This window comes from Bradyrhizobium semiaridum, assembly GCF_020329505.1.
Taxonomy (GTDB): domain Bacteria; phylum Pseudomonadota; class Alphaproteobacteria; order Rhizobiales; family Xanthobacteraceae; genus Bradyrhizobium; species Bradyrhizobium semiaridum.
On record NZ_JAGKJJ010000014.1, the window covers coordinates 14032 to 34152 of the forward strand.

Genomic DNA, 20121 nt, shown 5'->3' on the forward strand with positions numbered 1-20121 from the left:
GGGGGCGCTATTGCGGAACCGGACAAACCACCTAAATCCTGCGAGACGCTGGTATGCATCCGCCGGTGTGAAGAGGTTTGCCGTGATCTACGTCCTCGCCGCTCTGCTGCCGCCGATCGGGCTGCTCCTGAACGGACAGCCGTTCTCGGCCATCTTCAACCTGCTCCTGATCGTGGTTTGCGCAATTTTGGGGCTGTTTTTCCATATGTTGCTGCTGGTGCCGTCGGCGCATGCGCTGATCGCGGTCCACATGAAGCGGGAAGACCGCCGCCACCGCGAGGTGGTCGAGGCGATCCGCCGGCACGGGCCGCCGCCCGGCTACCGGATGCCCTGAATCGGGCCCGTAAAAAGCCTGTGCATGGCCGGCAAACACTTTGATTCGTCATCCCGCCATGCTATCGACCAGCGTCAACCCCACCGATGGGCACCGATTCCACGGTGACGCACCGAGCGTCACCGCAGGCGGCGTTCATCCGTAAGTTTATCGCGGCTGCGGCCGCCGAAAGGAGTTGGCAATGGCCACGGGATTTCCGGCTATCCGCGAAGCCTTCACGTTCGACGATGTGCTGCTGAAGCCAGGTCTGTCCGACGTTCTTCCCTCCGAAGTCGATATCCGTTCGCGCGTCACCCGCGCCATCCCGCTCAACATCCCGATCATTGCCTCGGCGATGGACACCGTCACCGAGGCGCGCATGGCGATCGCGATGGCGCAGGCCGGCGGTCTCGGCGTCATCCACCGCAACTTCGATCCCGACGGCCAGGCCGCGCAGGTGCGGCAGGTCAAGAAGTTCGAATCCGGCATGGTGGTCAACCCGCTCACCATCGGCCCCGACGCCACGCTCGCCGACGCGCTCACGCTGATGAAGGATCACGGCATCTCGGGCATTCCGGTCGTCACCGGCGCCGCCAAGAACAGCCCGGGCAAGCTGGTCGGCATCCTCACCAACCGCGACGTGCGCTTCGCCAGCGATCCGCGGCAGAAGGTCTCGGAGCTGATGACGCATGAGAACCTCGTCACCGTGCGCGAGGGCGTCGGCCAGGACGAGGCGAAGCGGATGCTGCACAAGCATCGCATCGAGAAGCTCTTGGTGGTCGACGAGCAGTATCGCTGCGTCGGCCTGATCACGGTGAAGGACATCGAAAAGGCTGTCGCCCATCCCTTGGCGTGCAAGGACGAGCACGGCCGGCTGCGCGTCGCCGCGGCCACCACGGTCGGCGAGACCGGCTATGAGCGCACCGAGCGGCTGATCGACGCCGGCGTCGACGTCGTCGTCGTCGATACCGCGCACGGCCATTCCAGGCATGTGCTCGCCGCGGTCAACCGCATCAAGCAGCTCTCCAACGCCGTGCAAGTCGTGGCCGGCAACGTCGCGACCGAAGACGGCGCACAGGCCCTGATCGACGCCGGCGCCGACTGCATCAAGGTCGGCATCGGCCCGGGCTCGATCTGCACCACGCGCATCGTCGCCGGTGTCGGCGTGCCGCAGCTCACGGCGATCATGGATGCGGTGTCCGCGGCAAAGAAGGCCGGCGTGCCCGTGATCGCCGACGGCGGCATCAAATATTCCGGCGACCTCGCCAAGGCGCTCGCGGCAGGCGCCGACATCGCGATGGTCGGCTCGCTGCTCGCCGGTACCGACGAGACGCCGGGCGAGGTCTTCCTGTGGCAGGGCCGCTCCTACAAGGCCTATCGCGGCATGGGCTCGGTCGGCGCGATGGCGCGCGGCTCGGCCGACCGCTACTTCCAGCAGGACATCAAGGACACGCTGAAGCTGGTGCCTGAAGGCATCGAGGGTCAGGTGCCCTACAAGGGCCCGGTCGGCAACGTGATGCACCAGCTCGCCGGCGGCCTCCGTGCGGCGATGGGCTATGTCGGCGCCAAGAACATCGCCGACTTCCACGCCAAGGCGCAGTTCGTCCGCATCACCGGCGCCGGCTTGCGCGAAAGCCACGTCCACGACGTGACCATCACGCGCGAGGCCCCGAACTATCCGGGCGGGGTGTAAATCATTCTCCCCATGTCATTCCGGGGCGATGCGCAGCATCGAGCCCGGAATCCATCCGACGGCAACGCCGGTGGATGAATGGATTCCGGGCTCGTGCTTTGCACGCCCCGGAATGACGGTATTGCGCGAGCGGTGACGTCTTCGCCGTGACGCCCGCCGTTTCAAACAGAATTTCAAACAACACGCGGTTGAAACAGCAAATCCGTCTCCCTTGCGGGGAGCCGGATTGCGTGACTACGTGTCTGCCACGAAACCATCACACCAAGGAAAATCCGGAGGAAAATACCATGTCCCAGGCAAGACGCATCGTCCTCGCCTCACGTCCGCACGGCGAGCCCACGCCCGCCAATTTCAGGCTCGAGGACTACACGCCGCCGACGCCAGGCGCGGGCGAGGTGCTGCTGCGCACGATCTGGCTGTCGCTCGATCCCTATATGCGCGGCCGCATGAGCGACGGTCCGTCCTATGCCGCACCGGTGCCGGTCGGCGGCGTGATGGAGGGCGGCACGGTGAGCGAGGTGATCGCGTCGAACAATCCGGGCTTTGCCAAGGGCGATATCGTGCTGTCGCGCGCGGGCTGGCAGACCCATGCGCTATCCGACGGCAAGGGCCTTGCCAAGATCGATCCGAAGCTCGCGCCGATCTCGACTGCCGTGGGTGTGCTCGGTATGCCCGGCATGACCGCCTATACCGGGCTGCTCGAGATCGGCAAGCCGCAGGCGGGCGAGACCGTGGTGGTGGCGGCTGCCTCCGGCGCGGTCGGATCGGCGGTCGGACAGATCGCCAAGATCAAGGGCGCGCGCGCCATCGGCATTGCCGGCGGCAAGGACAAATGCGCTTACGTGAAGAACGAGCTCGGCTTCGACGAGTGCCTCGACCACCGCGATCCCAACCTCGCCGCGAAGCTGAAGGAAGCCTGCCCGAAGGGCATCGACGTCTATTTCGAGAATGTCGGCGGCGCGGTGTTCGAGGCGGTGTTTCCGCTGCTCAACGCATTCGCGCGCATCCCGGTGTGCGGCCTGATCGCGCATTACAACGACACCGAGGCGCATGCGCCGAAATGGGCCGGTGCGATGATGCGCAACATCCTGACCAAGCGGCTGACCTTCCGCGGCTTCATCGTCAGCGACTTCGCCGCGATGCATGGCGACTTCCTCCGCGACATGTCGCAGTGGGTGCGCGAGGGCAAGGTCAAGTACAAGGAGTTCGTGACCGAGGGGCTGGACAGCGCGCCGGAGGCCTTCATGGGCCTGCTGAAGGGCGCCAATTTCGGCAAGCAACTGGTCCGGGTCGGGCCGGACAAGGCCTGAGCGAGGCTTTTAAGCCCCATTCCGCGCAAAAACGTATCAAAAGCGCCACTATATCAGGCTTTGGGGGCAGTCTTGCCCCCATTTGCTTGACCGGGGCCCGGCGGAATTGAATCAATATGGCCATATTTCAGGTGTAGCCATGATCTTTGAGCTGATTGTTTTAGGGGTCATCCTGCTGGCCGTTGGCTATTGGGCGACGATGTTCGCCATGGGCCGCCGCGATGATGTGTTGCACGGCCATTTCGTCGAGGACGAGCCCGATGCCGAGCCGGCTCGCCCGGTCCGGCCGCTTGCCACCCGAGCCGTTCCCAGGCGGCCGCTGCCTCCCGCGCGGCCGGTCCCTGCCGCGCAGCCGTCCGACCAGGACTCGCTGCAGGCGCTGCTCGCCGTCATCAAGCGCGACCTGAAGGACGCCGCACAGATCTGAATCGGTTCAGGCCGCCGCCTCCTTGCCGAGCAGCACGTCGAGGTCGACATCGGTCTGGCCCCTGGCCCGGACGTGGCGCACCTCGAAACTGTCCGGTTGAAAACGGTATTCGACGAGGCCCGTCTCCTTGATGCCGATCCGCTGCTGGCGTGCGTCGGAGATGATGAAGCCGGCCGAGGGCGCCCAGATTTGCCTGACATGGCCGAACGTGTAATCGCGGCGCTGGTGCACGTGGCCGCTGCCGACGAGGCGCAGATCGACCTTGCCGAACATCTCGATCAGGCGCTGCCGCGCCGGCTGCGGCACGTAGCGGAATGATGTTTCCGCCTGCTCCGGATCGGAGGGCAGGTCGAGAAAAAGCGGCTTGTGCAGGAACAGCGCGACCGGTTTGCCGGCCGCCTTGCCGAGTTGTGTCGCGAGCCAGTCGAACTGCGCGGCCTCGCGATCGAGGCCAGTGTTCATGATCAGCGAGTTGAGGCCGATGAAGCACCAGCCGGCGGCGTCGAACTGCCAACGGTCCTCGCCGTACACAGCGGTAAAGGCGTTGCACGTGTCTTCGGTCGGCAGCTGCGTCGGCACCGGGCCGACCGCGGTCGGATTGTCGCCGATGTCGTGGTTGCCCGGCAGATAGCGGCACTCGACCGGCAGCGCGGCGTGGAGGTCCCGCGCGAACGCCAGATCGTCGCGGCTGGTCGGCCCGTCGAACGAGACGTCGCCGCTGTTGAGCACGAGATCGGGCCGCGTCGCATCGATGTGCTCGCTGACGCAGTGGAAGTTGTCGATGAGCAGGTTGAAGCGGCGAGCGAGGTGGGTGTCGGAGATCTGGGTCAGGCGAAACTGGGACATGCGGCGATCCTTTCGCCGACACGATAGGTCGGCGCGAAGTCGGAACGATGACGATTTCAACGACTTATTCGCTGCTCTGTTTGATGCATTGTTTGAAGTCCTGTTCGAACCCCGCCTTGCGCGAGCGCTGAAACCGCCGTCATTCCCGGGAGTTGGTGATCCGGGTTCAGATGCCGGTTCAGGCGGCTGCCGCGGGCGCTTCATTGTCAGCGACCGGGGCGGCAGCTAAGAGGGCGTCAGGGCTCCGTGGGCTGAGGGAGGTTCTGATGTCTGTTCAAATGGTTTTGCTGCCTGTCTTCATTCAGATTGGGCTCACCTTCGCCCTTCTGTTCGGCATGGCGGCGACGCGCACAAGGGCGCTCACCAGCGGTGAGACCAAGATGCGCGACATCGCGCTGCGCCAGCCGAACTGGCCGGTCCAGGCCACCCAGTTCGGCAACTGCTTCGCCAACCAGTTCGAAATTCCGGTCCTGTTCTACATTCTGATTGCCATTGCGCTGCCGCTGCGCCATGCCGATCTGGTCATCGTACTGCTGTCCTGGGTGTTCGTGATCACGCGCTTCGCCCATGCCGGCATCTTCGTCACCTCCAACGACGTGCGACCGCGTTCGCTGGCCTGGTTTGCCGGCGCGGTGGTCGTCCTCGTGATGTGGCTGTATTTCGCGCTCCGGATCCTGCTGGTGATCTGACGCGCCTCGAACCGAAAGAGATCAATGACTCCCGCCGCCCGGCTTTCCGCCGCGATCGAGCTGATCGCCACCATCGATGCACAGCGCATTCCTGCCGCCAAGGCGCTGAAGGAATGGGGCACCGCGCATCGCTATGCCGGCTCCGGCGACCGCGCCGCGATCTCGGGCCTGATCTGGGACGTGCTGCGCCGGCAATCCTCCGCGGCGTATCTGATGGACGGCGACAGCCCCCGCGCCCGCGTGCTCGGCATGCTCGCCCTGGAGCGCGGCATGGACGCCGCCACCATCGCCGCGCTGTGCGACGGCAGCCGCTTCGCGCCGGAGCCGCTGACCGCGGCGGAGGAGGCCGCGTTGACCTCGCGCTCGCTCGCCGAAGCGCCGGCGCATGTCGCGGGCGACTATCCGGAATGGCTCGATCCGTACCTCGCCAAGGTGTTCGGCGATGATCGCGCCGCGGAGGCGACCGCGATGGCGAGCCGCGCGCCGCTCGATCTGCGGGTCAACACGCTGAAGGGCAAGCGCGAGAAGATCCTGCCGCGGCTGGCGCATCTCGGCGCCAAGGAAACGCCTTGGTCGCCGCTTGGCCTGCGCATCGAGCTCGGCGCCGACGCCCGCAATCCCGGCATCCATTCCGAGGAGGATTTCATTAAGGGCGCGATCGAGGTGCAGGACGAGGGCTCGCAACTCGCCGCGCTCCTGGCAGCCGCAAAACCCGGCGAGCAGGTGATCGACCTCTGTGCCGGTGCCGGCGGCAAGACGCTGGCGCTGGCGGTCCAGATGGGCGGCAAGGGCCGGCTGATTGCGACCGACCACGACAAGCGCCAGCTCGCGCCGATCCATGAGCGGCTGTCGCGCGCCGGCGTGCACAATTGCGAGGTGCGTACGCCGCGCGGCGAGGCGGACGTGCTGTCCGACATCAAGGCCTCGGCCGACCTCGTGCTGATCGACGCGCCCTGCACCGGCACCGGCACCTGGCGCCGCAACCCCGATGCCAAATGGCGAATGCGCCCCGGCGCGCTCGAGGTGCGGCTGAAGGACCAGGCCGAAGTGCTGGCGCGCGCCGCGCCACTGGTGAAGCCGGGCGGCCGGATCGCCTACATCACCTGCTCGGTGCTATCAGAGGAGAACGGCGATCAGGTGAGGGCATTCGTCGCGCAGCATCCGGAATTCTCGGTGCAGCCGCCGGAGCAGACGGCGAGCGTGCTGTGGGACAAGGCTGAGGATTTTGCCGCGGCGGCACTGCGGTCGGAAGAGGGCTGGCTGATGACCCCGCGACGAACGGGCACGGATGGGTTCTTCGTCTCGGTGCTGAAGAAGGCGTGACGCTTTCGCCGCATGACGGATAAGCAGCTTGCTACGGTGCCGGCATCAAGCATGCACCCGCCGGCACCTGCGCCCGGCTCACCGTGATGATCCACACCAGCAGCGCCGCCGCGCTGATCGCGGCGCCGAGCATGCAGACGCCGGTCCAGCCCGCCATCGCATACACCACCGTCGAGGAGATCGCGCCGAGCGCGCTGCCGATCGAATAGAACACCATGTAGCCGCCGATCAGCCGGCTCGACGCGTCCGGCCGCGCCGCGACGATCAGGCTCTGGTTGGTGACATGCACCGCTTGCAGCGAAAAATCCAGCATCAGCACGCCGGCGAGCAGCAGCCACAGCGACTGATGCAGGCAGGCGATCGGCGCCCAGGCCGCGAGCATCAGGAGCAGCGACAGGCCGGTGGTGCGCTGCGCCCAGCCGCGATCCGCCAGCCGGCCGGTGTTGCGCGCCGCGAGCGCCCCTGCGACGCCGGCGATGCCGAGCAGTCCGACCGCGGTGTGCGAGAGCGACAGCGGCGGCGTTGTCAGCGGCAGCACGATCGAGGTCCAGAACACGTTCAAATTGGCGAAGATCAGGAGCGCGAACAAAGCGCGCTCGCGCAGGATCGGCTCCTGCACGAACAGCTCGGCCGTCGAGCGCAGCAGACCCAGGTAGGACGATCCGGCCATCGGCGCCGGCTGATGCCGCGGCAGCGCGCGCGCGAGCAGCGCCGCCATCACCAGCATCAGCCCCGACGATACCAGATAGACGGTGCGCCAGCCGCCGATGTCGGCCAGCGTGCCGGAGACGAACCGCGCCAGCAGGATGCCGGTGACGACGCCGCTGGTGACCGTGCCGATGGCGCGGCCGCGCTCGCTCGGCGCCGCCAGCGTCGCGGCATAGGCGACCAGCACCTGCACCACGACGGCGAGCAGCCCGACCAGCACCATGCCGGCCAGCAACATGGCCGCGCTCGACGCCGTGCCGACGATCCCGAGCGCCGCGGCCGACAGCACGGTCTGGCCGACGACGAGGCGGCGGCGGTCCCAGAGGTCGCCGAGCGGCACGATCAGCATCAGCCCGACGGCGTATCCGACTTGGGTCAGCGTCACCACGATGCCGACGGCGGCGGGCGCGATGCCGAGATCTTGCGCCATCGCATCGAGCAGCGGCTGCGCGAAATAGATGTTGGCGACGCTGAGCCCGCAGGCGACCGCGAACAACAGCGCGGTTGCCGATGAAAGCCCGCGTGCCGGCGTTTCGCCTGAGGCCGCGCGTCCGGCGGTCGCTGCATCCTGTTTCGTCATGACGGTCTCCGCTGCACATTCAATCTAGTCTCATAATGAGACCAGTTGCATCGCGATCTGTCTAGTCCTATTTTAGGACCAGTTCGAAATCGTGATCGGGAAGGGAACGCGGCGATGAAGCGGACCGGTTTTGCCAGGGCCGACTGCCCGGTGGCGCGCGCGCTGGATGCGATCGGCGACTGGTGGTCGCTGCTGATCGTGCGCGACGCCTTCGACGGCCTGCGCCGGTTCGGCGATTTCCAGCAAAATCTCGGCATCGCCAAGGGCATGCTGACCGCGCGCTTGCGCAAGCTGGTTGAGCTCGGCGTGCTCGAGCAGGTCGCCGCCTCAGACGGCAGCGCCTATCAGGAATACGTGCTGACGAAGCGGGGACGCGCGCTGTTTCCCGTCGTCGTCAGCCTGCGGCAATGGGGCGAGGCGAATCTCTTCGCGCGCGGCGAGCCGCATTCGGTGCTGGTCGATGCGCAGGGCGAGCGGGTCGGGCAATTGGTGCTGCCGTCGAAGGCGGGGCGGCCGCTCAACTGGTCGGATACCAGGGTAAAGAAGGTCGGATCGCGCAAACGGTAACTGTTTGACCGTCACCCACGGAGAATGCGAATATTTGACTCACGAGCGGCGCCAAGCATGCGGTGTCGTCCCGGCGAAGGCCGGGACCCATAACCACCGGAGGTCATGGTTACGCGACGCTGGGACACAGCATTCTTCAACAACACAACCCTGTGGTAATGGGTCCCGGCCTTCGCCGGGACGACGCGTGGAGAGGGCTACGCACCTCCGTCACGCTGAGGGGCGGGAACGCGCGTCTCGCAGGGTCGCCGGCACCGAACAGCCTCAATCCACAATGAACAGCGTCGCGCCCGTCGTCGTTGACGAACGATGTGCGGCATCGCCGAAATCCGAGACCTGGTAGCTCATCCCCGGCTTCAGCGTGAACTTCCGTCCGTCGCACAGCTCGGTCTCGAGCTCGCCCTGCACGACGAACAGCACATGGCCGCGGTCGCACCAGTGATCGGCGAGATAGCCCGGCGAATACTCCACCATCCGCACCCTGAGATCGCCGGTCTCGAGCGTGCGCCACAATGCCTGGCCGGTCACGCCCGGATGCACCGTGGGCGCGAGCTGGCTCCAGTCGGTGACGGTGAAAGGCAGGGTGGGGATTTTCATGGAGGAAGTCCGATTGCAAATGCTTAGGGTGTCAAAGCAGCGCAAGCGACGTGCCCACCATCAAGTGACATGCTCGTGAAGGTGGGCACGCTTGCGAAGCGCGGGTCGCCCTTGGGCCGGAGCTAAACTCGCAATGACGGCGAGCCTCACTCCACCGCATGGTTCGCCGAGCCCTGCCTGATCTTTCCGGCCGCATCCAGCCGCAGATACTCGCAGATCCGCTTGCCGCGCTCGTTCCGATAAAACACCACCACGCTGTCAGGGCTGACGAACAGCTCGATCAGCTCGAAATGCAGCCCGGGCAGTTTCGCCAGCGCGGTGCCCCAATAGGCGCGCAGCGCATCCTTGCCGCGCACCGTGCCTGACTCCCCGAAGCCGAGCGCCGGAATCCGGTCCGAGGTCATCTCGGCGTCTTCGGCATACAGCGCCAGCACTCGCTCGAGGTCGCGCGAGTTCCAGGCCGCGATCCAGTCGCGGCCGAGCGCCGCCAGTTGCGGTGGTTCGAAATGATCCGGCATGATTTTCCTCCCACGATCCTTCTTGGCCAAATTAGGTCAATAATACTGACATATACGGGTTTGTCCATGCCCAAAGAAGAATGTGGGCGCGTGGGCGGCTGCGGTTGCGGGGGCGGGCGGAGCGGCGTATTTGCTTGCCATGACAGCCCAGCAAACAGCCCGCGAACAGTCGACGCCTTCGGTGGCCTCGGCGCATGACAAGATTCTGATTGTCGATTTCGGCAGCCAGGTGACGCAACTGATCGCCCGCCGCGTCCGCGAGATGGGCGTCTATTCCGAGATCGTGCCGTTCCAGAAGGCGGAGGCCGCCTTCAACGAGATGAGACCGAAGGCGGTGATCCTCTCCGGCGGCCCGGAATCGGTCCACGAGACCGGCTCGCCGCGCGCCCCGCAATTGATCTTCGAGTCCGGCGTGCCGGTGCTCGGCATCTGCTATGGCCAGATGACGCTGGCCGCCCAGCTCGGCGGCGAGGTCGAGGGCGGCCACCACCGCGAGTTCGGCCGCGCCGATGTCGAGGTGAAGACGAGCAGCGCACTGTTCGACGGCGTCTGGGACTTTGGCGAAAAGCACCAGGTGTGGATGAGCCATGGCGACCGCATCACCAAGATGCCGCCCGGCTTCACGGTGGCCGGCACCTCGCCGAATGCGCCGTTCGCGATCATCCAGGACGAGAAGCGCAAATATTACGGCCTGATGTTCCACCCCGAGGTGGTACACACGCCCGACGGCGCCAAACTGATCCGCAACTTCGTCCGCAAGATCGCCGGCCTCACGGGCGACTGGACCATGCGCGCGTTCCGCGAGGAGGCGATCGACAAGATCCGCGCCCAGGTCGGCAAGGGCAAGGTGATCTGCGGCCTCTCCGGCGGTGTCGATTCCGCCGTCGCGGCGGTGCTGATCCACGAGGCGATCGGCGACCAGCTCACCTGCGTGTTCGTCGATCACGGCCTGTTGCGGCTCGACGAGGCCAAAACCGTCGTCGACCTGTTCCGCAACCACTACAACATCCCGCTGGTCCACGTCGACGCATCGAAAGAGTTTCTGGGCGAGCTCGAGGGCGTCACCGATCCCGAGGCCAAGCGCAAGACCATCGGCCGGCTCTTCATCGACGTGTTCGAGGCGGAGGCAAAGAAGATCGCAAATAAAGGAGAAGGACCGGCGGAATTTCTGGCACAGGGCACGCTCTATCCCGACGTGATCGAGAGCGTCTCCTTTACCGGCGGCCCGTCGGTCACCATCAAGTCGCACCACAATGTCGGCGGCCTGCCTGCGCGCATGAACATGAAGCTGGTCGAGCCGCTGCGCGAACTGTTCAAGGACGAGGTCCGCGTGCTCGGCCGCGAGCTCGGCCTGCCGGAAGCGTTCGTCGGCCGTCACCCGTTCCCTGGCCCGGGCCTCGCCATCCGCTGCCCCGGCGATATCACCCGCGAGAAGCTCGACATCCTCCGCAACGCGGATGCCGTCTACATCGACCAGATTCGCAAGCATGGCCTCTACGACGAAATCTGGCAGGCGTTTGCGGTGCTGCTGCCGGTGAAAACCGTCGGCGTGATGGGCGACGGCCGCACTTACGAATACGTCGTCGGCCTCCGCGCCGTCACCTCGACCGACGGCATGACCGCGGACTTCTACCAGTTCGACATGAAATTCTTAGGCGAGACCGCGACACGCATCATCAACGAGGTGAAGGGCGTGAATAGGGTGGTGTACGACGTGACCAGCAAGCCGCCAGGGACGATTGAGTGGGAGTAGGGCGTAGTTCCGGCAACGTAGGAATTGCGGTTTCGACTTTCCGATTGCCCGCAATCGACTGGCGCTTTGGGACTTGATGATCTGCGTGTTGTTGGGCCGAGATGGCCCTCACCGTCCGATGAAAACCGCCAACTCGTCGGGTGTGCCGTTCGGAAAGGCTCGCTTCAGATGATCAAGGAAGGCCGAGACGCGCGCGCTCAGCAGCCGCCGGCTGGGGTAGAGCGTCCACAGCGCGATGTCCGGGGCGTCGACATCGCCCCAGCAGACGAGCGCGCCGTCTGCGAGGTCATGGCTCACCAGCGAGATCGGTAGCCGCGCCGCGCCCACGCCGCCGCGCACGGCATCCCGGATCATGATGAGCGAGGACAGGCTCAGCACCGGCGCGATCGCGATCTCCGCAGGTCCCGCGGCCGTCTTCACCCGCCATGCCGCCCGGTCGCCGGGCGCGCGAACGACCGCCGGAGCAGCCGCGCCCTCCGAAGGCATTGCAAGGCTCGGGGCGGCGACGACCACCAGGCGGTCGTGCAGGAACGCCCGTCCGACCAAGCTTTCGTCTGGATCGGGATTGACCCGGATCACGAGGTCGAAGCCTTCCTCGATCATGTCGACTGCGCGATCCTCGGTCGTCACTTCGAGCCGGACGTCGGGAAAGCGCCGCGCGAAGTCGGCGGCGAGCTTGCCCATCGCGGTCTGGCCGAACAGGAGCGGTGCGCTGATCCGCAGCCGCCCGCGTGGACGCTCACCCCCCGAAGCGATCGCCGCCGCCGTTTCCTCGATCTCGGTCAGGAGCTGCCCGGCGCGTTCGAACAGCGCTCGCCCTTCTTCGGTCAGCTTGAGGTCGCGCGCGCCACGCTCGAACAGGCGCAGGTCGAGGCGTGCCTCCAGTTCCGCGACGCGACGCGAGAGCGTTGCCTTGGGCCGTCCGGCGGCGCGCGCGGCCTTACCGAAGCCGCCGTGGCGGGCTACCAGAGTGAAATCGGCAAGCGCGAGCAAGTCCATGGCGTTCCACTCGTGAGACGATGCGTCCAGATATAGCGGCTATTTGCGAGAATGTGGATCGCTAGATTTCGGGAAGCCAACCGGCTCAACCCAAGGAGTGACCCTCATGACCATTCTCGTAACTGGCGCCACCGGCAATGTCGGCCGCAAGGTCGTCGATCAACTCGTCCGCCGCGGTGCCGACGTGCGCGCGCTGGTCCGCAATACCGAGACCGCCAACCTGCCGGTCCGCGTCGAGCTCGCGCAGGGCGATTTGCTCGACGTGGACTCGGTGCGCTCCGCCATGAAAGGCGTCTCCACCCTGTTCCTGCTCAACGGAGTCGTCGCCGACGAATTCACCCAGGCGCTGATCGCGCTGAATGTGGCCCGCGACGCAGGCGTCGAGCGGATCGTCTATCTGTCGGTGATCCACAGCGACGTCTACGCCAACGTGCCCCACTTCGCCGGCAAGTTCGGCGTCGAGCGGATGATCGAGGCGATGGGCATGCACGCCACCATCCTGCGCCCGGCCTATTTCATGGACAATGAGGTGACCATCAAGGACGTGGTGACCGGCTATGGCATCTACCCGATGCCGATCGGCGACAAGGGACTGGCCATGATCGACGCGCGCGACATCGGCGAGATCGCCGCGGTCGAGCTGATCCGCCGCGAGCAATCGCCCGATCCGCTGCCGCTCACCCGCATCAATCTGGTCGGCCCGGATACGCTGACCGGCGCCGATGCGGCCGTCATCTGGTCGGAGGTGCTGGGCCGCACCATCGCCTTCCCCGGCAACGATCTGGATGGCTTCGAGCAGAACCTGCGCCAGGTCATGCCGAGCTGGATGGCCTATGACATGCGCCAGATGGCCGGCCGCTTCCAGACGGACGGCATGGTTCCCGAAGCGGGCGATGTCGAGCGCCTGACCAAGCTGCTTGGCCGGCCGCTGCACACCTATCGCGATCATGTGGCCGAACTCGTCGGCTGATCCCGAAGATCGATCGGACAAGGAGCAACGTCATGATCTACTCGACCGCAACCGTGCCGGTGAACCCGCAAGGGGAGAGCAAGCTCACACCGGATCAGGTATGGAAAGGCCTTGAACTCAAGGCCCGCGACGCCCGCCTCTTCCTGCCGCCGGGCCTTTGCACCCGCTGCGACGTCACCGAGGAGAGCGCTACGCACTTCGTTCGCGAGGCCACGATCGGCGGCAAGGACCTGCGCGAGATCATTGTGCTCGAGCCCGGCCGCAAGATCACCTTCTTCCAGGCGACCGGCCCGCGCGAGGGCGCCATCATCAACGAATTGATCGAGGACGAGGCGGGCGAGTTGCAACTGCGCTTCTACTGCTATCTCGGCCTGCGCGATAAAGCGCCCGGCGGCCCCGAAGAGGCGGCGGAACAAGCCCAATTCGACAGCGATGAGGGCTATAAAGCCGCGCTGCTCTCCACCCTGAAGCGCACCCGCGAACTGCTCGCCAGCGGCTCGCTGTGAAACGACCATCCACGGCGCCGGGCTGCTCCATGCATCCGCGCGCCGCAGATGGCGGGCGACCGACGGAGCGAGCGTAGCCCGGATGAGCGAAGCGATATCCGGGGCCGGTCTGGCTGCGCATCGCAACTGGTCCCGCATGTCGCTCCCGCTCATGCGGGCTACGGCTGTCTGACACTCGGGCGATCTATGCCGGCAAAAGACCCGCGGCGCGGTAGTTGTCGATCATCGAGTCGTAGAGCGAAACATCGGCGCGGCTTCTGGCGATGAGCTGCGCGCCGGCGACGGCGGCGAAGATGGCGCGGGCCCGCTGCTCGCTCTTTCTCGAACTGACCAGGCCGGCAGCCACCAGCAGCTTGCTCAGCCATGCCACGTTGACATCGGCAAAGGTCTGGACCTCCTTCTTCACGGCGTCCGGCAGGTGGTCAATTTCCGCGGACATGAAGCTGCAGAGGCACATACGATTGTTGCTCTCGAGCGCCTTGCGAAACACCTCGGGATATCGGCGCAGGCAGCGGACAGGATCAGCCGTTTCCGCCAGCATCGCGTCGAGCTGGACAGCAGTGTCCTCCCAGTAGCGCCGCGCGACGGCCACGCCGAGGTCGGCCTTGCTCGGGAAATGGTGATATATGCTGGCCGCCTTGATCCCGACTTCGTCGGCGAGATCGCGGAAATTCAAGCCGACATAGCCGCGCGCCTGCGCGGTCCGCTTTGCCGCCGCAAGGATCGCCTCCCGAGAGCTTGAACTCACCTCATCGCCTCACTGCTTCGTTATCTACCAAGTGATAGATAGGCGTTGACCGCCTCGATGTGAAGGCTCCATATGGAGCCTACCAAGTGACAGGTAGACACAGGAGTCATGATGAAGGTTTACGATTGGCCGACTGGCCCATATCCGGCCCGCGTTCGCATCGCCCTGGCCGAGAAGAACCTGCGGTCACAAGTTGAGTTCGTCGTGGTCGATCTCTACAAGGGCGAGCACAAGCGGCCCGAATTCATCGCCAAGAACTACTCCGGCACCCTGCCGGTGCTCGAGCTCGACGACGGGACGTTCATTGCCGAGTGCACGGCCATCACGGAGTACCTTGACGCGCTCGACGGCGCGCCGACGCTGACCGGCAGGACGCCGCGCGAAAAGGGCGTGATCCACATGATGAGCAGGCGCGCCGAGCTGGAGCTGCTCGATGCCATCAGCGTCTATTTCCATCACGCCACGCCGGGTCTTGGGCCTCACGTCGAGATCTATCAGAATCCCGAGTGGGGATTCCGTCAGCGCGACAAGGCCCTCAGGGGGATGCACTACTTTGACGGCATTCTGAAAAGACAGGCGTTCGTCGCCGGCGACGCATTCACGATGGCCGATATCACCCTCATAGGTGGCTTGATCTTCGCGGGACTCGTCAAGGTGCCGGTGCCGACGGAGTGCGAGGCTCTCTTGGCATGGTATGCAAGGATGCAGGAGCGTCCCAGCGTCAAGAACAGGATCACGATGTCCGAGGCGATCGAGGCGTCTTGAGACCGTTGTTTGCGGATACCGCTCCCGTGAGACGGACGTGAGAGCAGATCGGCAAGGTCGGTAGCGTAGCCCGGATGAGCATAGCGATATCCGGGCTACTTGCTAGGCGATTACTGCTCCTTCTTGAACAGGTCCTGGAAGATGAGCTGGCCCCAAACGCCGCCGCGTCCGTGCACCAGCGCGCCGCCCTCGTTGAGTTTTCCCAGCTTGACGGGTGCGAATCCGAGTTGTTTGGCCAGGGCCGCCACCGGAGCGATCGCCTCCTCATCGTCACCAGACAGAAAGACGACCCGGTGGCCGCCTTCGACGATCGGATCGGCGGCCAGGGTAGCCGCAATCAGGTGATTGAAGGCCTTCACGAGCTTGGCGCCGGCGAACGCCTTCGCGACGAAAGCGGAGGATGGCAGACCGTCCAGTTCCTCGGGCGGGGCCAACGTGTTCATCGCGTCGATGATCGTCTTGCCCTTCCAGCTCGGCAGGGCCTTCGCAACCTCACGATGGTCCTCGAACCGGACTGCCAGGATGATTGTGTCGGCTTCGAGCGATTCCCGCAACGACGCGGCGACGACCGCAGGTCCAATCGCCCCAGCCTGCGGCGCCAACGCCTCGGCCGGCCGGCGGCTCGCGACGGCCACCTTGATGTTGTTGCGGGCGAAGGCCCGGGCGAGGGCCTGGCCTATTTTACCGAACCCGACAATCGCGTAGCTCATGATGTTTCTCCGATCCGCATTGATATTCAGATCGCCGAGAAGCCGCCGTCGACGGACAACTCGACCCCGTTCACGAAGCTCGAATCATCCGAAGCAAGGAACAGCGCGGCCGCCGCAATTTCCTCAGGGCGACCCATCTTTCCCCTCGGGATCAGGGATTCGAACATCCGCTTCGCGTCCTCGGTGAGAACCTGGTCCTGCATCGGTGTGGCGATCGGCCCCGGGCTCAGCACGTTCACCCGGATGTTCCGGCCCTTCAGTTCGTTGAGCCAGGTGCGTGCGAATGCGCGCAGCGCCGCCTTGCTCGCCGCGTACACGCCGTAACCGGGAAAGCCTTTCACCGAAGCCACCGACCCGGTCATGAAGATCGATCCGCCGTCGTTGAACAGCGGCAACGCCTTCTGCACCGTAAACAGCGTGCCGCGCGTATTCAGGCCGAAGGCCGCATCGAAATGCTGCTCCGTGATCTCACTCAGCGGGACGGCTTCGCCGGTGCCGGCGCTCGCGTACAGCACGTCGATCTTGCCCTTGTCGCGCCTGACCGTGTCGAACAGGCGGTCGAGGTCGTCGAGATTGGCCGCATCGCCGCGCACGCCGGTCACGTTCCGGCCGATCAGCCTGACAGCCTCGTCGAGCGCCTGCTGCCTTCGGCCGGTGACGAAAACATAGGCGCCTTCTTCAACGAAGCGCCTGGCGCTCGCCAGCGCCATGCCGCTCGATCCGCCCGTGATGACTGCAACTTTACCCTCAAGCTTTCCCATGATTTCTCCTTTCGTCGTGTCCGACAGCGTCTCGATTCCGATGTGCGGCATGACGCTTCCTTCGGGCTCGATCTTCGATCCGTCCGGGGAGGGCCCCCGAGAACCTGAGCCTCGAAGTAGCTGCGCCGAGGTCAGGCGTTCAGTGCGGAAGCGCGCACATCGGTGGTGCGAAATCGAACCGGTCGGAGCTAGGATGATTGCAACGTGCTCCCCACATGCCGTTCGATGTGCTGGACAGGGGCTTTGAAGGACGCACCCCTGCGGTGCGGGATTGCACCATGATCGACTGGGATGACGTTCGCTATTTTCTTGCCGTCGCGCGCGGAGGCTCGGTGCGGGCCGCCGCCGAGCGCCTCGGCGTGAACCATTCGACCGTGCTGCGACGCGTCGGCCAGCTGGAGGACCGGCTCGGGGCGCACATGTTCGAGAAGCTGCCTTCCGGCTACCGTCTGACGGCTGCGGGGGAGGAGGTCCTCGAGCTCGCGGACCAGATGGAAGCGTCGTCGCATCAGCTGCAGACGCGCGTCTTCGGGCGCGATCAGAGCGTGCGCGGGCTGCTGCGGGTGACGCTGGCGCCGCCGCTTGCGACCCACCTGCTGATGCCGGACTTCGCCGGTTTTGCGCGTCTGCATCCGGACATCGAGATGGAAATCCTGTCGTCGGGCGAGCTGGCAAATCTGACCAACCGGGAGGCCGATGTTGCGATCCGCGTCGTCTACGACCGCAAGACGCTGCCGCTCAATCTTCACGGCCTGAAGGGACCGGACGTATTCGGCGGCGTCTATATGTCCCGCGATCGATTAGCCGCGTGGCGTGCGGGCGCGCCTGATCCGATCCGATGGATCGTCATCAGCATTCATGGAGTTCCGGATTGGGCCCGCGAAGGTGAGGTTCGCACCACGGGCGTGCCATTCAGGACGGTGGACGCCGAGACGCAGCTCGTTGCCGTGCGACAGGGGCTCGGGATCACGACACTGCCGTGCTTCGTCGGAGATGCCGACCCCCTGCTGGTGCGGGTGCCGGGCACCGACCTGCACATGTACGGAACGCTCTGGTTTCTGACACAGGGCGAGACACGCAAGACGAAGCGCGTGCGGCTCTTCACCGAGTTCGTGTCCCGCAGGCTCGCCGCGTACGCGCCGCTGCTCGCGGGCCTGTCCGTATCGCGCGACTGATGAGCAAAAAGCGTAGCCGGATGAGCGAAGCGATATCCGGGGCCGGCCTGTCCGCGCATCACAACTGGTCCGGCATGTCGCTCCGCTCATGCGGGCTACGTGCTGTCCCCGCAAAAAGTCGCCTCACGCAGCCGCTCAAACCGTAGGCGGGAATATCACCGATCCCTTCGACCATTTCGCACCGTCGGGCGAGGAATACAGCGTGATCCGGTTTGAGCTGTCGATGCACCCGAGATACAGCGTCTCGTCGAACACGGTCAGGGCAGGGGCTGCGAAGCTCGGCAAGCCCGTGGGCTTCGGTTTGATGCTCCACAGCAGGCCGTCGCTGGACGAGGTGATCCAGACATCGTTGTCGTTGTCGACGAACGCCAGCCAGAGCCTGTCGTTGAAGACGGCCAGCGCCGGTTGCTGCGGGCTCGCGGCCGATGGGACTTGCGAGTTGGCGCCCCAGACCTTGCCGTCGGACGTTGCGCACAGCAGCAACTGATTGCTGCTGTTGTTCGCAACGAACGCGACCCAGAGTTTTCCGTTGAACGAGGCCAGCGCCGGTCCGGTCGAGGTCGTTTGCCCGGTGACCTGCGCGTTGCCCGACCAGCTCTTGCCGTCCTGTGATGAGCAGATCAGCAGCCGGTCGCTGCTGTCGTTGGAGATGAACGCCACCCACAATTTGCTGTCGAACACGGCCAAACCGGGCCTCGCCGGGCTGGTCTGGCCGGTGTGATAATTGCCTGCCCAGTTCTGGCCGTCGGTCGACAGGCAGGTCAGGATCCGGTGGTCGCCGTCGTTGGAGATGAACGCGAGGCACAGGCCGCCGTTGAACGGCACCAGGCACGGCGCAGCCCGGCTGGTCTGCTTGACCTCGGTCGCTGTGGTCCAATCCACCGCGTCGGCGGTGGACGCAGCGCAGATCTCGTTGCTGCTGTCGTTGACGACGAACACCAGCGACAGCTCGATCGCGTCCCCGCTCTGTTCGAACGATGCCAGCGCCGGAGCGAACTTGCTCGACAGCGGCGGCTCGAGCGGCAGCGCGTTCTGCCACAGGCCCTTGGTGGGCGGGTTGGTCGGACCGTCGTTCGAGAGGTCGATAACGCCGACGAATTCGAGGGCCAGGGTTGTCGATCCCGCGATGGTCCCGAGCACGATGGTGAACGGAGTCATCAGCGGCACCTTGCCCGCCGCCAGCAGGATCGCCTCCACGATCTGCTTAGGGGTGAGCGGCGTGGACAATGACTGGCCCCATCTGCCCTGAAACTTCAGCCAGCCGGGATCGGCCGGCTGGTCGGGGAAGTACTCCGTGGCATCGTTGGCGACGATGACGAACGAATTCCAGTACTCCACGACCTGCCCGGCGCCGTCGGCGTAATCGACAGGGCCAAACGTCGCGAAGCTAACGTCGATGGCCTTGATCCAGAACGGCCCACCTGGCGCCGGGCGGTTGGCATGCGATCCCCTCGACACGTAGGTGTGGGGATTGGAACCGGTGAACGTCACCTCGCTCGGCAGGCACCACTGCTCGGTGGAATGCTGGGAAAAGCAGACCGCCACGACCTGCAGGCTGCTGTTCACCCGAACGGTGACGCATTCCCAGTCGCCCCAATGGTAGGATTGCGGCAACGGCATCTCGCCCGGTGTGACCAGGGGCGCTTCGACCCGCAGCGTCTCCGCGCCATTGAAATTGTAGAACAGCCAGTACTGGATATCGACCAGATTGGCCTGGCCCTGCACGGCCTTGACGTGGACATAGGCCGTCGCCTCGGACAGATTGCCGCCCACGAAGGTGGGGGGCACCGTGGGCGGGACCGACAGGAAATCCTGCGGCCCGAACGTCTTGATGTCGCTCCATTGCCACGGCGGCGGATAGTACGATCCGCCATCGACCTGATACCCGACCTGGGCGCAGAAGTCGTTGGTCGATGAGGGGAAGTTCACTTCCTGCGAGTCCAGGAACGCCTTCGGCGCGAACATCGCGACAATCTCTGCCAGAGAACCCCAAGCCATCGGACCGCTCCCCATAAATGCAAAGTATGGGCGCCATACAGCCGATTTATTCCGACAAAAGCCACTCAACTAAAAGTGTACTATCGCAGGTTGCATGTCGCGGTGATTTAGTTGATTTCCGCGATACTCTGGGCGCGACCGCATTCTGCCGGGTCCCGCATGCGG

Annotated in this window: 21 protein-coding genes; 12 read left to right on the forward strand and 9 right to left on the reverse strand. The window is 65.2% G+C overall.

What is annotated here, in order from left to right; translation table 11 throughout:
• The first annotated feature begins 82 nt into the window (after positions 1-82).
• The 4 genes from J6500_RS17440 (at position 83) to J6500_RS17455 (ending at position 3743) form a co-directional block, all read left to right on the forward strand.
• Entirely contained in the window at positions 83-334 is a 252-nt protein-coding gene (locus tag J6500_RS17440) for a hypothetical protein (RefSeq protein ID WP_225713921.1), read from the forward strand.
• Between the two features lie 181 nt (positions 335-515).
• Complete coding sequence (guaB, locus tag J6500_RS17445) at positions 516-2006, forward strand: IMP dehydrogenase (protein ID WP_225713922.1); 1491 nt, start codon at positions 516-518, stop codon at positions 2004-2006.
• A gap of 287 nt (positions 2007-2293) precedes the next feature.
• Positions 2294-3316 carry an NADPH-dependent curcumin/dihydrocurcumin reductase gene (gene curA / locus J6500_RS17450; protein ID WP_225713923.1) on the forward strand — a complete coding sequence of 341 codons (1023 nt, stop codon included), beginning with the start codon at positions 2294-2296 and terminating at the stop codon, positions 3314-3316.
• Positions 3317-3455: 139 nt separating this feature from the next.
• Positions 3456-3743 (forward strand): hypothetical protein, encoded by a 288-nt coding sequence (locus J6500_RS17455; RefSeq protein ID WP_225713924.1) that lies wholly within the window; start codon positions 3456-3458, stop codon positions 3741-3743.
• A 6-nt stretch (positions 3744-3749) separates the two neighbouring features.
• On the opposite strand, the gene J6500_RS17460 is transcribed toward J6500_RS17455, so the two are convergent.
• Entirely contained in the window at positions 3750-4589 is an 840-nt protein-coding gene (locus J6500_RS17460; protein ID WP_225713925.1) for a metallophosphoesterase family protein, read from the reverse strand.
• A gap of 266 nt (positions 4590-4855) precedes the next feature.
• On the opposite strand from J6500_RS17460, the gene J6500_RS17465 reads away from it, so the two are divergent.
• Both J6500_RS17465 and J6500_RS17470 read left to right on the forward strand, forming a co-directional pair.
• The gene (locus J6500_RS17465) at positions 4856-5278 is read left to right on the forward strand and encodes an MAPEG family protein (protein WP_225713926.1); all 423 of its coding nucleotides are present in this window, start codon (positions 4856-4858) and stop codon (positions 5276-5278) included.
• Positions 5279-5302: 24 nt separating this feature from the next.
• Entirely contained in the window at positions 5303-6601 is a 1299-nt protein-coding gene (locus J6500_RS17470; RefSeq protein ID WP_225713927.1) for an RsmB/NOP family class I SAM-dependent RNA methyltransferase, read from the forward strand.
• Positions 6602-6632: 31 nt separating this feature from the next.
• Here J6500_RS17470 and J6500_RS17475 read toward each other — a convergent pair whose 3' ends face one another.
• Entirely contained in the window at positions 6633-7889 is a 1257-nt protein-coding gene (locus tag J6500_RS17475; protein ID WP_225713928.1) for an MFS transporter, read from the reverse strand.
• A 114-nt stretch (positions 7890-8003) separates the two neighbouring features.
• On the opposite strand from J6500_RS17475, the gene J6500_RS17480 reads away from it, so the two are divergent.
• Entirely contained in the window at positions 8004-8456 is a 453-nt protein-coding gene (locus tag J6500_RS17480) for a winged helix-turn-helix transcriptional regulator (protein WP_225713929.1), read from the forward strand.
• A 264-nt stretch (positions 8457-8720) separates the two neighbouring features.
• Here J6500_RS17480 and J6500_RS17485 read toward each other — a convergent pair whose 3' ends face one another.
• On the reverse strand, positions 8721-9053 hold the full coding sequence (locus tag J6500_RS17485) for a DHCW motif cupin fold protein (protein WP_225713930.1): 333 nt from the start codon (positions 9051-9053) through the stop codon (positions 8721-8723).
• A gap of 146 nt (positions 9054-9199) precedes the next feature.
• The gene (locus J6500_RS17490) at positions 9200-9571 is read right to left on the reverse strand and encodes a nuclear transport factor 2 family protein (protein WP_225713931.1); all 372 of its coding nucleotides are present in this window, start codon (positions 9569-9571) and stop codon (positions 9200-9202) included.
• 139 nt (positions 9572-9710) lie between these two features.
• Between J6500_RS17490 and guaA the strand changes: the two genes are divergently transcribed.
• On the forward strand, positions 9711-11324 hold the full coding sequence (gene guaA, locus J6500_RS17495) for a glutamine-hydrolyzing GMP synthase (protein WP_225713932.1): 1614 nt from the start codon (positions 9711-9713) through the stop codon (positions 11322-11324).
• A gap of 108 nt (positions 11325-11432) precedes the next feature.
• Here guaA and J6500_RS17500 read toward each other — a convergent pair whose 3' ends face one another.
• A complete protein-coding gene (locus tag J6500_RS17500; protein ID WP_225713933.1) occupies positions 11433-12323 on the reverse strand; it encodes a LysR family transcriptional regulator in 891 nt (296 codons plus the stop codon).
• 106 nt (positions 12324-12429) lie between these two features.
• Here J6500_RS17500 and J6500_RS17505 point away from each other — a divergent pair, with 106 nt between their 5' ends.
• Both J6500_RS17505 and J6500_RS17510 read left to right on the forward strand, forming a co-directional pair.
• The gene (locus tag J6500_RS17505; protein WP_225713934.1) at positions 12430-13293 is read left to right on the forward strand and encodes an SDR family oxidoreductase; all 864 of its coding nucleotides are present in this window, start codon (positions 12430-12432) and stop codon (positions 13291-13293) included.
• A 32-nt stretch (positions 13294-13325) separates the two neighbouring features.
• Positions 13326-13799 (forward strand): SRPBCC family protein, encoded by a 474-nt coding sequence (locus tag J6500_RS17510; protein ID WP_225713935.1) that lies wholly within the window; start codon positions 13326-13328, stop codon positions 13797-13799.
• Positions 13800-13983: 184 nt separating this feature from the next.
• Here J6500_RS17510 and J6500_RS17515 read toward each other — a convergent pair whose 3' ends face one another.
• Positions 13984-14547, reverse strand: a complete 564-nt coding sequence (locus J6500_RS17515) for a TetR/AcrR family transcriptional regulator (RefSeq protein WP_225713936.1) — start codon at positions 14545-14547, stop codon at positions 13984-13986.
• 111 nt (positions 14548-14658) lie between these two features.
• Between J6500_RS17515 and J6500_RS17520 the strand changes: the two genes are divergently transcribed.
• A complete protein-coding gene (locus J6500_RS17520; protein ID WP_225714047.1) occupies positions 14659-15312 on the forward strand; it encodes a glutathione S-transferase in 654 nt (217 codons plus the stop codon).
• A 110-nt stretch (positions 15313-15422) separates the two neighbouring features.
• Here J6500_RS17520 and J6500_RS17525 read toward each other — a convergent pair whose 3' ends face one another.
• Positions 15423-16022, reverse strand: a complete 600-nt coding sequence (locus J6500_RS17525) for an NADPH-dependent F420 reductase (RefSeq protein ID WP_225713937.1) — start codon at positions 16020-16022, stop codon at positions 15423-15425.
• Positions 16023-16048: 26 nt separating this feature from the next.
• Positions 16049-16783, reverse strand: a complete 735-nt coding sequence (locus J6500_RS17530; protein WP_225714048.1) for an SDR family NAD(P)-dependent oxidoreductase — start codon at positions 16781-16783, stop codon at positions 16049-16051.
• A 278-nt stretch (positions 16784-17061) separates the two neighbouring features.
• Here J6500_RS17530 and J6500_RS17535 point away from each other — a divergent pair, with 278 nt between their 5' ends.
• The gene (locus J6500_RS17535; protein WP_225713938.1) at positions 17062-17958 is read left to right on the forward strand and encodes a LysR family transcriptional regulator; all 897 of its coding nucleotides are present in this window, start codon (positions 17062-17064) and stop codon (positions 17956-17958) included.
• Positions 17959-18093: 135 nt separating this feature from the next.
• On the opposite strand, the gene J6500_RS17540 is transcribed toward J6500_RS17535, so the two are convergent.
• Positions 18094-19956 carry a Vps62-related protein gene (locus J6500_RS17540; RefSeq protein WP_225713939.1) on the reverse strand — a complete coding sequence of 621 codons (1863 nt, stop codon included), beginning with the start codon at positions 19954-19956 and terminating at the stop codon, positions 18094-18096.
• Positions 19957-20121 lie beyond the last annotated feature (165 nt).